The sequence below is a fragment of the Paraburkholderia sejongensis genome (genome assembly GCF_020880815.1).
GTDB classification, from domain to species: Bacteria; Pseudomonadota; Gammaproteobacteria; order Burkholderiales; family Burkholderiaceae; genus Paraburkholderia; species Paraburkholderia sejongensis.
The window spans coordinates 20,787-37,016 of sequence record NZ_JAJITD010000021.1; the positions used below are offsets into that span (position 1 = coordinate 20,787).

General features: G+C 55.9%; 11 protein-coding genes. 6 read left to right on the top strand and 5 right to left on the bottom strand.

What is annotated here, in order from left to right; genetic code table 11:
- Positions 1–549: 549 nt before the first annotated feature.
- Positions 550–2,844 carry a polysaccharide biosynthesis tyrosine autokinase gene (locus LJ656_RS29930; RefSeq protein WP_230513097.1) on the bottom strand — a complete coding sequence of 765 codons (2,295 nt, stop codon included), beginning with the start codon at positions 2,842–2,844 and terminating at the stop codon, positions 550–552.
- A gap of 1,308 nt (positions 2,845–4,152) precedes the next feature.
- Between LJ656_RS29930 and LJ656_RS29935 the strand changes: the two genes are divergently transcribed.
- Entirely contained in the window at positions 4,153–5,418 is a 1,266-nt protein-coding gene (locus tag LJ656_RS29935; RefSeq protein ID WP_230513098.1) for an oligosaccharide repeat unit polymerase, read from the top strand.
- Between the two features lie 201 nt (positions 5,419–5,619).
- Here the strand turns inward: LJ656_RS29935 and LJ656_RS29940 are convergent, their stop codons facing one another.
- The 4 genes from LJ656_RS29940 to LJ656_RS29955 all read right to left on the bottom strand — a co-directional run bounded on the left by LJ656_RS29940 (position 5,620) and on the right by LJ656_RS29955 (position 10,507).
- Positions 5,620–6,864 (bottom strand): glycosyltransferase family 4 protein, encoded by a 1,245-nt coding sequence (locus LJ656_RS29940; protein WP_425606037.1) that lies wholly within the window; start codon positions 6,862–6,864, stop codon positions 5,620–5,622.
- Between the two features lie 57 nt (positions 6,865–6,921).
- Positions 6,922–8,193 (bottom strand): polysaccharide biosynthesis/export family protein, encoded by a 1,272-nt coding sequence (locus LJ656_RS29945; protein WP_329958914.1) that lies wholly within the window; start codon positions 8,191–8,193, stop codon positions 6,922–6,924.
- A gap of 107 nt (positions 8,194–8,300) precedes the next feature.
- Positions 8,301–9,683, bottom strand: coding sequence for an undecaprenyl-phosphate glucose phosphotransferase (locus LJ656_RS29950; protein WP_230513099.1), 1,383 nt, complete (start codon positions 9,681–9,683; stop codon positions 8,301–8,303).
- 17 nt (positions 9,684–9,700) lie between these two features.
- The gene (locus tag LJ656_RS29955) at positions 9,701–10,507 is read right to left on the bottom strand and encodes a Crp/Fnr family transcriptional regulator (RefSeq protein WP_230513100.1); all 807 of its coding nucleotides are present in this window, start codon (positions 10,505–10,507) and stop codon (positions 9,701–9,703) included.
- 970 nt (positions 10,508–11,477) lie between these two features.
- Here LJ656_RS29955 and LJ656_RS29960 point away from each other — a divergent pair.
- The 5 genes from LJ656_RS29960 to LJ656_RS29980 all read left to right on the top strand — a co-directional run bounded on the left by LJ656_RS29960 (position 11,478) and on the right by LJ656_RS29980 (position 16,126).
- Positions 11,478–12,287 (top strand): Crp/Fnr family transcriptional regulator, encoded by an 810-nt coding sequence (locus LJ656_RS29960; protein ID WP_230513101.1) that lies wholly within the window; start codon positions 11,478–11,480, stop codon positions 12,285–12,287.
- Positions 12,288–12,648: 361 nt separating this feature from the next.
- Positions 12,649–12,900 carry an acyl carrier protein gene (locus LJ656_RS29965; RefSeq protein WP_230513102.1) on the top strand — a complete coding sequence of 84 codons (252 nt, stop codon included), beginning with the start codon at positions 12,649–12,651 and terminating at the stop codon, positions 12,898–12,900.
- Positions 12,897–14,129 carry an acyl-CoA dehydrogenase family protein gene (locus LJ656_RS29970; RefSeq protein ID WP_230513103.1) on the top strand — a complete coding sequence of 411 codons (1,233 nt, stop codon included), beginning with the start codon at positions 12,897–12,899 and terminating at the stop codon, positions 14,127–14,129. The genes LJ656_RS29965 and LJ656_RS29970 overlap by 4 nt, the downstream gene beginning before the upstream one ends.
- Before the next feature lie 12 nt (positions 14,130–14,141).
- Positions 14,142–15,116 (top strand): amino acid--[acyl-carrier-protein] ligase, encoded by a 975-nt coding sequence (locus LJ656_RS29975; RefSeq protein ID WP_230513104.1) that lies wholly within the window; start codon positions 14,142–14,144, stop codon positions 15,114–15,116.
- A complete protein-coding gene (locus tag LJ656_RS29980) occupies positions 15,113–16,126 on the top strand; it encodes a DUF1839 family protein (protein WP_425606038.1) in 1,014 nt (337 codons plus the stop codon). The genes LJ656_RS29975 and LJ656_RS29980 overlap by 4 nt, the downstream gene beginning before the upstream one ends.
- Positions 16,127–16,230 lie beyond the last annotated feature (104 nt).

Below are 16,230 nucleotides of genomic sequence, written 5' to 3' on the forward strand. Positions count from 1 at the left end.
CTGCGATTTACCGCAGGCTGCGTCTATACGACAAATAATGGCTCTCAACGGCGTGCTGTGACTTCGTCCATGCCCGGCATCCGCAACTGATGCATTCATTTGAAATTGATATAAATCTATCTGACGCACCGCGCCGCGATGATCAAAGATTGAAAATTGCGTACGCGATTTCTTAAATAAAATGTTTATTGATAATTTAATCAAGCGAACAGATCCGAGTTGAAACAGATCACGGTTTTATGAAGACGAATTGCGATGTGCAGTGGCTTCAACTTCCAAACCTGAATAGCGTAGCGATTGCTGTCGCGCAGCGTATAAACGACGGGACGGTGAGCGGGCGGCGGCCCGTCCAGGTCGCGTGGGACGTCGCGCGGATCGTGTGATGACAGGCCGCGCGCTATCGGTTTTCGATTGTGGGTGGCCGACGTCACCGTTTGCGGGGCGACGCGAGCATGTTGACCAGAGCAGCTTGCCGCCGCTCACCGTCTACTGTGGTCATGCGCTATCGAACGGCATCGTCAGCACCTGCTGCCGTCGGCCACGCGAGACTCAGACCACCGACGCCTTCGCATCATTAGTATAAGCGTGGATGTACTCATAGCTGCGCCGGTAGCTCCGCCGCGGTGACATGCCGTTGAATATCGCGCCCGCAATCAATGCGCCTGCGCTATCCAGATGCTTGAGCGTTTCCTCGACCTCCTGTTCAGTCTGCGCATTCTCCCTCAATACGAGTACAGTCGCGCCCGCATGACGGGTAACGATCAGCCCGTCCGTCACCGCGAGTACTGGAGGCGTGTCGAATAGCACCAAGTCATAGTGCGCAATGAAGTGATCGAGCAATTTTCGCATCTTCTCTGTCGCAAGCAGTTCGGCGGGATTATCCGGGTGCATGCCTGCGGGCAACAGTGACAGGTGCGGAACACTGGTTCGATAGACCGTGTTTTCCAGCGGCGCATCGCCGGTCAGCAACTCAGTCAGCCCCACTGCGTGCGGCAGTCCAAAAAGCGCGCCGAGCCGCCCGCGTCTCAGATCGCTGTCGATCAGCAATACGCGCTTGCCGGCTTGAGCACACAGCACCGCGAGATTGGCCGCAACGAAAGTTTTGCCCGTGGAAGGCGTCGCGCCGGTGACCATCACGACGCGGTCCTGCGTCGTGAGCAAAGTCGAGTCAAGCATCGTACGGATACGACGCAAACCTTCGATCGCCGGATCGTTTGGATACGTCGCCGCGAGCAGCGCATCGGCGCTCGGACGGTACGGAGGTGCGAGCGCGCGCCTGCCGCCTACCCGTTGCGCAAACGCCGCCGCCGCGCCAAACAATGCCGGCGCGTGTTCGAGATTTGCCTGTTTGCTGCTGAACGGCACCGCGCCCAACATCTTCAACCGCAGCCGGGTCTCGATCTGCTCTGGCTCGCTCACAGATTGCGATAGATATCTACGCGCGATTACGAATAGGACGCCGAGAAAAAAACCAGGCACGGGAGCAACCGCGATTGCCATGCCGCGCTGCGGCTTCACAGGTGTTGAGGGCTCCACTGCCGTATCGATCACGTTCACGTTGCCTACGGTGCCTGCGCGTGATACAGAGAGCTCGTGTGCCTTGTTGACCATCGCGACGTAAATGTCCTCGGCCACTTTTGCGTCGCGCGTCAGATCAGCTGATTGTCGGTCCGCTTCAGGCATTGCATTGAAACGTGCTTCGAATTTGTCTTGTGCCGCATGCAATTCGGCGAGTTGTGCGTCGACTGTCTTCACCTGTGGGCTGTGAGCGGTGAAGCGATCGAGCAGCTCCGTGCGCTGAAGGTTCAGTGCCGCAATCTGTTTTGAAAACTCGATGCTGCCTTGCAGGTAGCTCTGACTCTCCGTGCTCGCCTGCATCGAACTGGATGTGATTCGGTGCTTCTGAAGCTCGCCCTCGGCGCGCTTCAGGTTGTCTCGCAAGCTTGGCAGTTCGCCATTAATGAACGCGAGCATTTTGCTGGCTTCCTGCTGATCGCGCGTGAGATGCGCGGAGACGTAGTTCCTCGCGATCGAATTCGCGACCGCCGTTGCAACCGCGGAATCGCGATTTTCGAAGCTGACCTGCACGATGCCGGTTTCCTTGCCGATTTCCGCAACCTTGAGATGGGGCGCGAATAGATCGACCGCGGTCACCTCGTTCAGACGCTCAACCGTGAAGCTCACTCCCGAAGGCGCGATGAGTCTGTTCACCAGAATGGAGACGTCGCCGGTCTGCGCCAGTTTCCCTTCCTCTCCCTCGGCCAACAACTTGCCGTGCGGATCGAATAGCTGGAAGTGCCGGTTGTCGAGCACCTTCAGCTCCAGCTTCTTGTCCTGCAGCGCAATCGGCACATTCACCTGAGAGATATCCAGCACTTCCCCGCCCCATGCAAAGGATGACAGTCCGAGCCACGCTCGTGACAGCGTCCCGGGCGTAGAGAAGCTCGCAGCGAGCGTGCCGAGCACGGGGAATCTGCTCGGCGTTACCACGATATCGAGGCCGTTCTGCGAAATGACCGGAGCAAGCACCGCCCGACTTCTGATAATTGCCATTTCGGTGTTCGTGGGCGGACCGTTCGGCGACGCAATGCTCTGCATTTGCTGCTTGCTCACCAACTGGGCCAGTTCATTCTGCTTTGGCACTTCTACTTGTACCAATGCGTCGGCCGAGTACTGCGGCGCCGCAAAGATGGCATACAGCCCAGCGAGCACGACGGTCGCCGCGGTGATGCCGATCACAACCCATAGGTTATCGACGATCAAGCGGACCAGATCCCGCAGCGCGAAACCATCGCTGACGCGCGGCGAATTCACGTAGCCGGTGTGGACTTGTCGCGTTTTCATGTAAAAATCCAATTTAACAATAGATGTATCTGTCCTTCATTGACCGGCATGCATTTGCGGCCGTCGCGCCAACACTTCGTCCAACGAAGTGGAGGCCTTCCGAGTCCGCCGACGCGGTAGATACCGTATGAGGACTCTGCAATTTCTCTGCTTACGATCGTGTTGACACGTATTGAGCGATCTTTGCACGCCGTCACGCACTCCTCTCGCAGAACCGGGCATGCCTCATGCGATTTGCGTGCCAACGTTGGGAATTCATTGATGGCGCAAGCGCACAGCATTACTACACGGATGAGAGGCACTCAATTACGCCTCAAAAGCGTCTCGTTTTCTGACAACGAGTAGCGCTCTAGCTTTTTATTTGTGTTTTGGCTGGCGATAAATGGAAGACCAGGAAGGCAACCGAACCACCATTGCACAACGGACGGCGATAACTGCGCCAACTGCTGCCACGTCACGCCGTTTTCCAGGAAGAATTTCAAAATAAAACATGGCCCTTTCGGGTGCATCAAAACTGCCTCAACCGCGCGACGCCTGCTTTCGTCTCATATGTAACCAATCGAACACACGTTTTCAACATATTGATTCATACGGGTTTTTATATACACATCCGAAAGACATGTTATACCGAAAAGTCGGTAACTTCCCTTACCCAAAGCATCCTCAACACAATCTTCCGCACAGAATTTACATGTTTACAGCATCTCCATGTGGTACGTATTTGACCAAACGTAATTTGACATTCTAAACTGCCGATATTTTTAAATAACGTCAAACCAATGAATTCGCGCGATGACAAATAGAAAATCATGTTATCTTAAGAAGCCAATTTTGCCATCCAGCACATGGTAAGTACCCCGTTAATTTAACCATTAAGGTACGTCACTTTTTATTCTTGAGTGGAAGCGGCGTCTTTAAACAAGCGCTCTCTTTTTTATTCGCGCTGTGCGAATTCGTGCGATCGATCACGAAAGAATAGGCCGATCCGATGTAGTGGATGCTTGACGATTTTCGTCCCTCCGCGCTCTTCACGCTGCTGCAGGCTGCCGGCGATCTTTTTCTCCGCAATGCGAAAGCATCATGCGCGGGCTCACAAAGACGTCCATGCCGACGCACCGTACCCAGCGGCTGCATCGTGACGCGTTTCGCGGCCAACGCATCACGTTAGCGACGAAATTCGTGCCAGCGATGTTCCAGACGGGCGAAAGCGCGGCAACAGTTTCCACGCAAAGACAGTGCTACGCACACATCGGTACTCGCGAAACAGATCGACGTGCTTGCTCTCCGGGCAGGCAAGGAGAAGCAGCAATGGATGACACTCACGATTCTTTGACGACAATGTCTTGGGACACCGCCTCTGTGCGCACAAGCGGTCAGACAGCGTACAACGGATACTGGTGGGAGGATCCGACACGCCTGTTGTTGTTCTTCATTCTTCCGCTTTACGTACTGCTTTCCATAGAACTGCTCGGCGAACAGAAGGCCATTACCCATATCTACTACACCGGCTTCTACGCGTTCGCGGGCGGGCTGTTTCTGGTAGTGGTGATGGTCGTCTCGTCGATAGGGCGAGCGTCTACACCTGTGGTGCCCCGTACGCCTGTCGAGATTCCTGTCCGGGTACTTGACTTCGTCTTCTTTCTGGCGATCCTCGGCTACGCGATCATGATGGGCCAGGTACTCAGCCACCCCGCAATGATCCTGTCGTTCTTTCGCGGAACTACGACCGTCTATGAACTGCTGGAAATTAAGGGACGCATCGCTGGATTGAGCACATTGACCGAAGCGACAATGGCCTACGTGCCACTGTACTTTTACGTGTTCAAACAGGTACAACGAGGATTCAATCGTTACAAGCTTTACCTAATCGTACTCGGCTTGTTGACACTCCTTCGAAGCTTCGTATTTGCCGAGCGGCTCGCCGTGATCGAAGTGGCGCTGCCCGCGGTGCTGATGTATGTGCGATTCAGAGGGCGCTCCCGGCGTTCGAAGCTTTTGACGTTTGGCCCGTTCGCCGCAATCGGTCCCATGTTGGGCCTCTTCATAGTGAACGAGTACCACCGGTCATGGGAAACCTACTACATCAATATCTACGACAACATTTTCGACTTCGCCATCGAGCGGCTGGCCTTGTATTACTCCACCGCGTTGAACAACGGGTCGGGTATGCTGACAATGCTCGGATGGGGCAGCGGCAGCCCGATGTATACGTTCGACTGGCTGATCCACTTTCCGGTTATCGGCGAATTCATCAAGCCATTGCTGGATTCCAGTGCCGATTTTGAGTCATTCCTGAACAACCACGCTGATCCCGAGTTCAACAATCCGTCGGGAATCTTCGTGCATTTTTATGAGTGGGGGTGGTTCGCACTTTTCATTGCGGTATTTATCGGCTGGAGTTTCAACAGGAGTTACACGGGCTGGCGATCGGGCGATGGCTTTTGGTGCTGCGCTCATTCCGCGCTGTATGTCTGCCTGCTCGAGATTCTGCGCATCCCGAACCTCTTCAGCGGCAGAAATCTGGTACCGCTTGGGGTTCTCTTCGTGGTTTTTCACTTCATGAAAAGGCCTTAGAGACGCACATAGTCGTCACGCTCTGTGGCGCAATGAGAGATGTCTGTGATGGGTGTGCTGTACTCGAACTAGCGCGCATGAATACTTGCGAGCGATGTGCGGGACACGCTCGCCGACAGTAAACGCTGTCACGGGTACGGGCGACGACATGATCGCCCTCGTGAAGACGGATCGATCACCCCTTCGCGGTTCCGCAGATGATTATTCGAGCCCTCGAAGCACACTTAGCAACTCAGCCGCCGCGTCTTTCCAGCGGAAGGTCCGCGCGTGCTCACGGCCTTTTGTTCGCATGGTTTCGCGGGCGTCCGCATCGCCCATCAGATGCGTGATCTTCGCCGCGATATCTTCGGCGGAGCGTGCGTCGCAATACAGAGCGCAATCGCCACAGACTTCCGTTAACGCGCCCTCCCGCGAAGTAATCACCGGACACCCGCAGTACATGGCCTCAAGGGGAGGCAGACCAAATCCCTCATACAGTGATGGAAAGACAAAGCACACCGCACGCTCGTAAAGCGCTTTCAGTTCTCCATCGCTGACATAGCCCGCCCAAACGATGTTTTCCGGAGCGGCTCCGCCATCTCGCGCCTCTGTGCCGAATATCTTGACGTTCTTGCCACCCGCAATCACGAACTTCGGTCCGCCTGAGTCACGCGCCAGCAGCGCAATCGCGTCGAGAACACGTGTGAGGTTTTTGCCCGGCGCAAGCGACCCTACGATCAATACAAAACCCTCGGGCTCAACGCCCAACCGGTTCAATATCGAAGAATCGCTGACGACCCGGTCGAGATGATCTACTCCATTTCTTATCACCGAAATCTTGTCCGGAGACACGCCCAGTTGCGTTGCAATACGCGCCTTCGAAAACGCGGATACGGTCAGAATGTGCCGAACATTGCGTTTGAGCACCCCAAACGAAAACCGATACCAGAGCCGGAATTTTCCCGAGTATCCCTCCGGTAAGTCGAAGATCGCGGCGTCATGAATCATCAGCACCTGCCGGCGCATGAACATTGGGCCGACATTGCACAAGCTCAACAGCGTTCGTCCGTTTGCCGCGAACGGAAGGGCAAGCTGCTCCCACAGCACACCGCGAAAACGCCGCACCACACGACGGGAGACCCACGGCGATAGCTGGTCGTCCAGATAGTCACGCGGCACGAGCAAGATCGGGCTTTCGTGAGGCAGCAGGCGGGACAATGCGTATGTAAGCTCATGCGCAACACGCTGCACGCCGGTCAGACGCTGCGAGGTAAACTTTCCGTTGATGGCGATCATCAGGGGTATTTCGTCTGCGGTGCTCCTGTTGTCGGCAACGGCCGCCGCTCCAGAAACCGCACTGCCCGAGTCAACGACCGACGCCACGACAGCTACGCCGGCCACCTCTTCCCTTTTCAGTTTTTCACGGACACGCCCGCTCCGACTGCGGGCAACTTCGCGATGATTCATTAATTTGTTATCCTACATTTACAGTTGTTTGTCATTCACATGAACCGTGCGTCTCTTTCAGTGACGCGCCACCGACCACAGCAGGTAAAACGACTCAGCCGATGGCAGGATTTGAGCGAGAAGACGATTGAAGCGCGCCGCGGGTGCTGTTCCCACATACACGACGTCGAGCGGTTTCATGTCAAACTCCGTCGCGAGCATCATTGCGTCCACCTGGGTCATATCGAGGCGAAAGATTTCCGGCTTGTTCATTGCCGGTTTGTAGCTCGGCTTCTTGAACCCTTCCTCGAGGGCGCCCTGCGCGTTGGCAGCCTGCGTAAGAGGCGGGTCCGGGTGACGGACTACGACGATCTGACGCGGATTGGCGCCAGTCACGTCGATGCTCCCGGCCGCTGTTAACGCATCCGCCAACGACATTTGCCCCTGATTCATATACATGGTGTGCGGCTTGGACACTTCACCCATCACAAACACACGGTTCTGCGTGTGATCCGGTACATTCACGATGTCGCCGGCTTGCAAGACGATGTTCTGGCGCATGTCGCCCCGATTCAAGATCCGGGTGACGTCGATCGTCGTGACTCTGCCTCCGCGCGACACCAGCACGCGTTGCAAATCCGCATCCGGATTCGCACCACCGGCGCGGCTGATCGCATCGACCACGCGTATTGGGGTACCGATCAGCGGTAATTGCCCAGGACTCTTGATATCCCCTGTCACTTGTACGTGCTGACTGCGATACTGAATCACACGCACGTCGATCTGCGGGTCTTTGAGCCGATCTTTCAGCTTGCCGTAGAGCAACTTCGAAATCTCGACGGTACTCATTCCGTCGACACGCACACGCCCAAGCGACGGAAAGAAAATTGTGCCGTCAGCCGCAACGCGTTGCCCTTGAGCATCGAGATCGCCGGGGCCATTAGTGGCGAACGCACTCTGCGATGTCTGGGCACTGCCGACAACGCTCATCCCCTGCAACGCGCTCGAATCGGTCGAGCTCGACTGACCGCCGCCACCCAGCGTCAGTTCAGGATGCCGCCAAACCGTAATGCCCAGTACGTCGTTGAATCCGACGTGATAGTCCGTTTGCGTCGCCGGCAAGCCGGGTTGGATGCTGTTCTCCCGCGCATACGCGTCGGCTTCGTCCGATTCCTTGAGCTGATAAACGAGTTGCGGCGTAATCAGCTTGACGTCGTACACGGCCGTATCCGTCGGCCGGCTAAGATCGTCATTCATCCGGCTCGCGTCGAGTGCCGGCCCCGGCGCCAGTGAGCAACCCGACAATGCGGCCGCCATTGCAACGGTCCCAACAATGGGGAACTTCAACATCTTTGCTTCTCCAGTCTCTTGATCCTGAACTCAGGAACGTATGTGTGCCGTGGCTTTACGGCGTACGCCGGCGAAATCTGTATCATGGTCATGCCTCACACCGTCTTTCAAAACGCGTTTCGCCCCACGAAGCCCTTTACCAATGTGATCAGGATGATTTTGATGTCGAACCAGAAGGTCCAGTTCTGGATGTAGAAGAGATCGAACTTCACACGCGCTTCCATCTTCTCCACCTTGCGCGTCTCACCTCGGTAGCCGTTCACCTGGGCCCAGCCGGTAATGCCCGGACGAATCCGATAGCGGTACATGTAGCCATCCACCAGATCTTTGTACAAATCGTCATGCTCGATCGCGTGCGGACGCGGTCCAACAACCGACATCTGCCCAAATAGAACATTGAGGAATTGCGGTAGTTCGTCAAGTGAAGTGCGGCGCAGGAAAGCCCCAACTCGGGTAATTCGCGAATCGTTGCGAGACGCCTGGCGTATGGTGCCGGCGCCGTCACTGTGGACCTTCATCGTCCGGAATTTTAAAATATTGAACTCGCGTCCATCGGTTCCCTTGCGCTTTTGGCGGAACAATATCGGTCCCGGAGAAGACAGCTTTACCGCAATGCCGAGGACAATAAAGACCGGTAGAAGCGGAATCAGAACGGCTAGCGCAAAGACGCGATCGAACATGAATTTTGCCCAGAGTTGCGGCTCCTGCTCCGGACTAGTGGCGAGATTGATTGCGGGCATGTTCAGAACTTCAGTAACCGAACGGTTCAGCAACGTCATACTGCGGACGTCCGGCAAGAAGCGCAGGTTCACGAAATCGTTGCGGAAATCGCGAACGATTCGTTGGATCGCGCGCTCGTGCGATAGTGGCAAGGCCAGCCACACTTCATCGACCTCGCGCGCACGCACTCGCCTTTTCAGTTCGCGAAAATCGGTCATGACCGGCACGCCACTCACGCGGTGCCGCGGGCCCGTGGCCTCGGCGGCATCGTCAAATACATAAATCGGTCTGAAGCCTGCAGGCGCATCGGCCAGCAATTTGGAGAGTACAGCGCGCCCATAACTGCCGGCGCCGACGATCACCACGTTGCGCTGGTCTTTGCCGTTCTTTCGCCAATAGTGTTGAAAACCGCGCACGATTACTCTTTCGACGACCAACAGAGCGCCGGACGTCAGTACCGCCTGTCCGAACCAAAGTCGCGATATGTCATTGGTCAGATGCAGCGAAAACACCACGCACAAACCCAGCACGACGACGGCCAACCAGGCTAGTGTCACAAGTGACAGTAGACGGTGTAGCGCCTGGCCGCGCCATGAGCGGTAGACGCCTAGCGGCGGAAACACGAGCAGCGCGAACACGCACGACTGCACGACCAGAAAGCGTTCCGCGTTAGTCAGCGCGAACGAGCCGTCATAACGCATTCCGTGCGCAAGGCAGGCTCCCAGCGCAATCAACAGGACATCACAAAGCCTGGAAACGATTCCAAACATGATCGACTCTCCAGATCTCAGACCGAGCGCGAGAAAGCAGCACGACTGTGACTACGCAACGGCCTTCCCGACGGAGAAACTTGCAGTACTTCTTCGGCGGAGACATCTTCATCCAAATGTGGCAGCAGTCGATCGAATTCGCGGCGGATCATGCTGTAGCATTCACACGCACGCTCTTCCAGGCCCTGCCGGTCGAGTACATTGATCCGTCCGCGGCGCTGCAGGATCAATCCTGCCTCTTGAAGCTGTCCCGCGGCGTCGGTCACACCTTCACGGCGTACGCCAAGCATGTTCGCGATCATCTGTTGCGTGACGGTGAGTTCATCGCTATCGAGCTGATCGTGGGCGACCAGCAGCCATCGGCAAAGTTGCTGACGTATCGAATGGTGGCGTGTGCAAAGCGCACTCTGGGCAATCTGTGTCATAAGCGCCTGCATGTACGACACCATCGCCCGGTAGATTCCAAGCGACTTCTCCGACTCGTTTCTCATTGCATTCGCGGCGATGCGATAAGCCAGACCGCCGCAACGCACTTCGACCCTGCCAGGTGTATTGCCGCCACCGGTCAACGTTTCCTGACCAACTAGGCCTTCCTTGCCAATTGAAGCGACTTCGACAATGGCCCCGTCTTCCATCAGATAGAGCAATGAGATCACCGCCGTCGTCGGAAAGTACAAATGTGTCGCGGGCGCATCCGCGTCGCAGAGTAGTTGCGAGCTTTTGACACGTACGAGTTCGAGGTGCGGTTTGAGGGCACGCAGGTCTTCTTCGGCGAGCGCACCAAGGAAATGATTCGAGCAAAGGTCACGATCGAGACAAGACATGTTCGTATCCAGATTTGGCGTTAGCGCGATTGTTCGCACGGGAGCTGATCCACCAGAGCCGGTACCCGGAGAGGGGTCGCCATTCTCTGCGTTATGGTCGCGTCGGCGGCTTTGTGCTCGTCGTCATGCGCGTCCCTTCGCAGCTTTGAGTCTGAAGCCCGGACCAGCGACACCCCTAAAAGCGAATTGCGTGCCACCACCGTTAAAGAGGCCGGTGGATAACCCAACGGCATTCGATGTAACGGAAATGAGCTATTTAACGACGCGAAACCGTCTCATCTCTGGACACCAAATTCGAAATAAGCTTCGTGATGCTCAGGCACCCTTCAATTAGTGCCGCCCAGATCGTGAAGAATAAGCGCTCCCTGTGCTATCTCATTCGTGCGCCAGCCATCTGCAGAATGCATTTTTCAGCCAAAAAAAGCCGCCACTGTGATTGGTGAGGATTCAGGAGATAGAAAACGTCTCAGCGACGAGCTCCCTGGCCGCAGACCTTTCGGTAATCCATCCAACACGTACAATTTAAATACTTGATTTTTATAGATTTAATATTATTTAAACAACTCGCCCTATGTCGCTCGCGTGCGCTCTGCACGAAGCGATTTACGTATTCTTTACTGAGTCGAACTTCTGCTTCAAGAATGATTTGCCAACGCAAATTGTTTTTCGACTGTTAAAATTTCAAGATAAGAAATCGTTAAATTAAAACTGGCCTTGCAACGACGTCCATACTCACCCAGCGAAATTCGCACGCGACCGCAAAATGTCAATCTTTGTCATATCTCAGAGATCTCAAATACAAGCCGTTAAATTCATGCTAGCTTATAAATATAGATCTGCCGGTATTGATATGAAAATTCAGGATAACGATCATATAAATCAACCGTCTCGCTGATAGCCATTTCATATTTCCTTGAGAATTTTCCTGAAAATCCCAAGCATTCCCTTATTACGCATTCGAGAATCAACCGTGATCCATCGCGAGTACGACTGCATGCCGACGCAGTCCAGCAAGATCATTGAACTGCCTCATCGATACGACGCAAATCGCCTGCTTGGCAAGCTCGATGCACTCGACCCCCGTCCGCGCGACGCACTGCTAAGCCAGTTGCAACTGGTTCATCTGCAATTAGGGCAAGTACTCTGTGAACCGGGAGATAGCTTTGAACACGTCTATTTGCCGACCACGGCGGTCTTCTCGCTCCAATATGTCCTCTCCAACGGCATGATGCTCGAGGTGGCCGAAATCGGCAGTGAAGGCGTCTTCGGCCAGCACGTCGTCGGTACGAACAGTGTCACGCCCTACCGGCTTGTGACCTGCCGTGACGGGTTTGCGTATCGAGTGAGCACAGAAGCTCTATTCAACGTACTAGCTTCTTCCGCAGAGCTTCGCAGCCTGGTGATGGGTTGCATTCAGTTTCTGATGGCGCAGATCGCACAGATTTCTTTTTGCAGTCGGCATCACCTTCTAAAGAAGCAGTTGTGCCGCTGGCTCATCCTCGCGTATGACCGATCGCGCAGCGTAGAGATCAAGGTGACTCACAGCATGCTCGCGCAAATGTTGGGAGTCTGGCGGGAGAGCATCTCCGATGCGGCTGGCGACTTACAGAAGATGGGGTTGATTCATCAACGTCGCAGATCGATCATCCTCGCCGATCTGCATGGACTCGATATGCACGCATGTGATTGCCACAGAGCAATCCGCAAGGAAATGAACCGGATATTTCCAGACAGCGTGCGCATGACAGCTGGACGTCGTGCAGGCGAAGCACCGCCCTAGTTCCTCCGCGAAATGCCCCATCAGGTATAACAGCACTCTCTCGCCCACCTCTGCGCCCCCAGCAAGAAGTCGACCGTTGCCATCTCCGGCAGTGCCAGCCGAATCTTTATCGCGGCCGTTTTGAAGTGATCAGTCCGGACCAGGAAAGAAATGTACTCCGAGGATGCACCGCGTGACGCGTTGTATTTTCACTCGCATTTTGCTCCGAAGTGATTCCACCCCCACCCTACTGTAACTAGTTGTAACCTCACGCACAGAGCCGACCCCGTACTGAGTGGTTTACTGACATACATACGCCGCGTGGGCTTCATGTCCGTTTTTCCCGCCGACGTCTGGACCACAATTTATCGCGGAGAATCAGGTGAAGAAAGAACTTAGGCAAATCATCAAAGACACGGCGCGTTTCGAAGTGCCGATAGACAGTATCGCGGACGACGACGATCTCTACGAAGCCGGACTTTCTTCGTTGAACACGATCCAATTGATGCTGGCGATCGAGCGGCAATTCAACATCGAAATCCCGGACCAGATGCTCAACCGTCATCTGTTCCAGAGCGTGAATTCGCTCGCCGATGCCGTCACCGCGCTTCAGTGCGGTGTGTCTTCCGTATGAACATGCCTGAACTCAATGCCAGTGCTCCGCGTGCCAGCGGCGTGCCATCCTCGATACCTCCCCAGCTCTCGGCCCAACGTGGCGGCGATGCGGTGGACAAGGCTGCTTATACCGTGGCTCAAATCGCTGCGCAGTTTGCGGAGGCGGTGGATCGCGATGCGCGGTTTCCCACTGAAGCGATTGAGGCCATGCGCGAGCAACGCCTGCTCGGTGCGATGATTCCCCGTGAATTAGGCGGACTCGGTGCAACGCTGGCAGATATCACGTCGGCTTGCCGAATCATTGGCCAGTCCTGCTCGTCTGCAGGGATGGTGTTCGCGATGCATCAGATTCAGGTTGCGTGCATCGTCGAACATGCACAGGGAGGGACGTGGCACAACGTCTTCATCGAACAGTTGGTCGAGCGTCAATGGCTACTCGCCTCAGCAACGTCCGAAGACGAAGTGGGCGGCAACCTGCGCCGCAGCAAATGTGCAATCGAAGCACAAGACGGCAGACTCAAGCTTCACAAGCTGACTCCGACGATTTCATACGGCGCCCATGCCGACGCCATCCTTGCAACAGCACGACGGGATCCAGCGGCGGCGGCCGCGGAGCAGGTTCTCGTCACGTTGCTCAAATCAGACGCGACGCTGACCCGGCGGAGTAGCTGGGACACTTTCGGCATGCGCGGTACTTGCAGCGAAGGCTTCGTTCTCGAAGCGCAGGGTCAACTGGAGCAGATTTTCCCGCTGCCCTTCGCGCAGATCGCCGAGCAGACGATGGTGCCTGTTTCACATATTCTCTGGGCCGCGCTGTGGGCAGGTATCGCCAACGACGCGTTTCAACGTGCCAACCGCTATCTCCGCAGCCAGGCGCAAAGCAATGCGAACGGAAACGCGCCCGCCGGCCGACGCATTGCCGAAGCGCTAGCACTGATGCAGGCGATCGACGGGCGGATTGCATGTGCGCTACGCCTGCAGGCTGAGCCGCGGGGCGAGCGTTCATGGTCAGCGTCGATGGCCGATGCCGCCGAGATCAATACGTTGAAGACATTTGTCTCCACGACCTGTTTGCAGATTGTCCATCACGCAATGATGATCTGCGGTATGGCGGCCTACAAAAACGGCACACCGTTCACCCTGAGCCGACATCTCCGCGATCTCTATTCCGCGCCGCTGATGATCAACAACGACCGTATCGACGCCAATACCGCGAACCTGATGCTTGCACAGCGTCCCGTCTCCTAGGAAAAAATATTAATGAGCGATTCAGCTACGATCCATCAGCAATCCATTGAAACCTCCGATGCAGTTGTCGACCGCGCCGGTGTCAATCCGTTCCGGGACGCGCTCGTCGAAGCTGGTCTGTTGATACCGACGGGCGTGCAAGGTCTATTCGGTCGAAGCGGCGAATTCGAGCGGGTAGTCGATGGGCTCGATGCACTGATCACACGCCTCGGCGCCGATCAGAACGCTGAAGTACTGCGCTTCCCGCCTGCCATGAGCCGCACCGAATTTGAACGTAGCGAATACCTGAAGGGCTTCCCCCAACTCGCTGGCACGGTACATAGCTTTTGCGGAGGCGAGCACGAGCAACAACGCGTACTGCAGTGTCTCGAGCGCGACGAAGACTGGACCGAACATCAGAAGCCCACGTATGTCGTGTTGACCCCAGCCGCGTGCTATCCGGTTTATCCGGTCATCGCGCAGCGAGGTCTTTTGCCGAAAGAAGGCCGCATTGTCGATGCTTTTTCGTATTGCTTCCGCCACGAGCCCTCGCTCGACCCGACGCGAATGCAACTTTTCCGCATGCGCGAGTACATCAGGCTTGGCTCTGCGGAGCAGATTCAGGCGTTCCGCAGCGAGTGGATTGAACGCGGTACGAGGATGATTGACATGCTGGAGTTGCCGAACAGCATCGATCTCGCCAACGATCCGTTCTTTGGCCGGGGCGGAAAAATCGTCGCACGCAGCCAGCGTGAACAGAACCTCAAGTTCGAGTTGCTGATTCCGATCGAAGCCGAGGACCGGCTGACTGCTTGCCTCAGCTTTAACTATCACATGGACCACTTCGGTCTGCTGTGGGGAATCAAGACACAGGACAGCGACGTTGCTCACACGGGCTGCGTCGGCTTTGGATTGGAGCGACTCACACTGGGCCTCTTCAGGCATCACGGGTTCGATATCGAAAAGTGGCCGCAGAAAGTCCGCAATGCGCTGTGGGGCAATGCATGACCAGCGAAGCCGCATTTGTCACCTGCGCGCCGGCTGATGCGCTGCGCGAGGCGCGAGAGCGCATGAAGACCTGGCGTCCCCATCCGTTGCATGGTCCGAAAATGGTCCGCAAGCAAACCAATTGCTATGTGGACCTGTGGATCGAACTTCTATCGTGGTGGGGGCTCGATCCGCATGCGGCGTTGCCCTTCACTGTCGCTTTGGATTTCGAAGGCGATGAGTTCACGTTCTTCAAATTCCCTGCCGAAGACATCGAGCGGCTCTATGGCGTGCAAAATCAGGAACACGCGATTTTCGAATCGCTTGAAGTACACGTGGACAATCAGCTAAGACGGGGCGGCGTCATGCTCGTCGAGGTCGACGCATGGCATTTGCCGGACACACGAGGCGTTGCATATCAGCAGCAGCACACAAAAACCACCATCGGCATTCAAGCGATTGATAGCAGCAGACGCCAACTCGGCTACTTTCACAATTCGGGCTACTACTTCGCCGAAGGCGCTGACTACGATGGCTTGCTGGACACGTCCAGCTCCGCCGTGTTGCCGCCGTATGTAGAATGCGCCAGGCGTCGTTTTGCTCCTTTGCCGCCAGAGCAACTGCGGGAGACTTCGCTGTCGCTGCTGCGGCGCCACCTCTTGCGACGGCCGGCCGCCAATCCGATTACGGCGTATGGAGAAGCACTCGCCCGCGACGCGAGCGAACTCGCTTGCCGTCCTATGGCGCATTTTCACGCTTACTCTTTCAACACGCTCAGGCAGCTAGGGGCAAACTTCGAATTGCTGGGCCACTACTTTCGCTGGCTGAACGCTTCCGGTGCGGATCACACGAATTCACTGGATACATTAATTGCGGCGTGTGACGCGATCGCATCGGAATCGATGGTGCTCGAATTCCGCCTTGCGCGTGCATGCTCAAAGGGCAACGCGGATCGTGGAGAAGGCAGCATCGAGATACTGGAATACGCTTATGCGTCGCTGATGAGTGGCCTCGATCGCGAGTTTTGTTGAACGCCGCCGGCCGGTCTGCCGGATGAAGTTTTCACGAAATCACCACCCAGCCCTACGTTTATCCGATGATAAGAACTCCGACCGTGCCGCGAACGGACAACGGC

Bases quoted from the DNA above. Each gene is read 5' to 3' on its own strand.
- LJ656_RS29940 (WP_425606037.1), bottom strand. From the start codon at position 6,864: ATGAATCATCGCGAAGTTGCCCGCAGTCGGAGCGGGCGTGTCCGTGAA.
- LJ656_RS29945 (WP_329958914.1), bottom strand. From the start codon at position 8,193: ATGTTGAAGTTCCCCATTGTTGGGACCGTTGCAATGGCGGCCGCATTG.
- LJ656_RS29950 (WP_230513099.1), bottom strand. From the start codon at position 9,683: ATGTTTGGAATCGTTTCCAGGCTTTGTGATGTCCTGTTGATTGCGCTG.
- LJ656_RS29930 (WP_230513097.1), bottom strand. From the start codon at position 2,844: ATGAAAACGCGACAAGTCCACACCGGCTACGTGAATTCGCCGCGCGTC.
- LJ656_RS29955 (WP_230513100.1), bottom strand. From the start codon at position 10,507: ATGTCTTGTCTCGATCGTGACCTTTGCTCGAATCATTTCCTTGGTGCG.
- LJ656_RS29935 (WP_230513098.1), top strand. From the start codon at position 4,153: ATGGATGACACTCACGATTCTTTGACGACAATGTCTTGGGACACCGCC.
- LJ656_RS29970 (WP_230513103.1), top strand. From the start codon at position 12,897: ATGAACATGCCTGAACTCAATGCCAGTGCTCCGCGTGCCAGCGGCGTG.
- LJ656_RS29975 (WP_230513104.1), top strand. From the start codon at position 14,142: ATGAGCGATTCAGCTACGATCCATCAGCAATCCATTGAAACCTCCGAT.
- LJ656_RS29980 (WP_425606038.1), top strand. From the start codon at position 15,113: ATGACCAGCGAAGCCGCATTTGTCACCTGCGCGCCGGCTGATGCGCTG.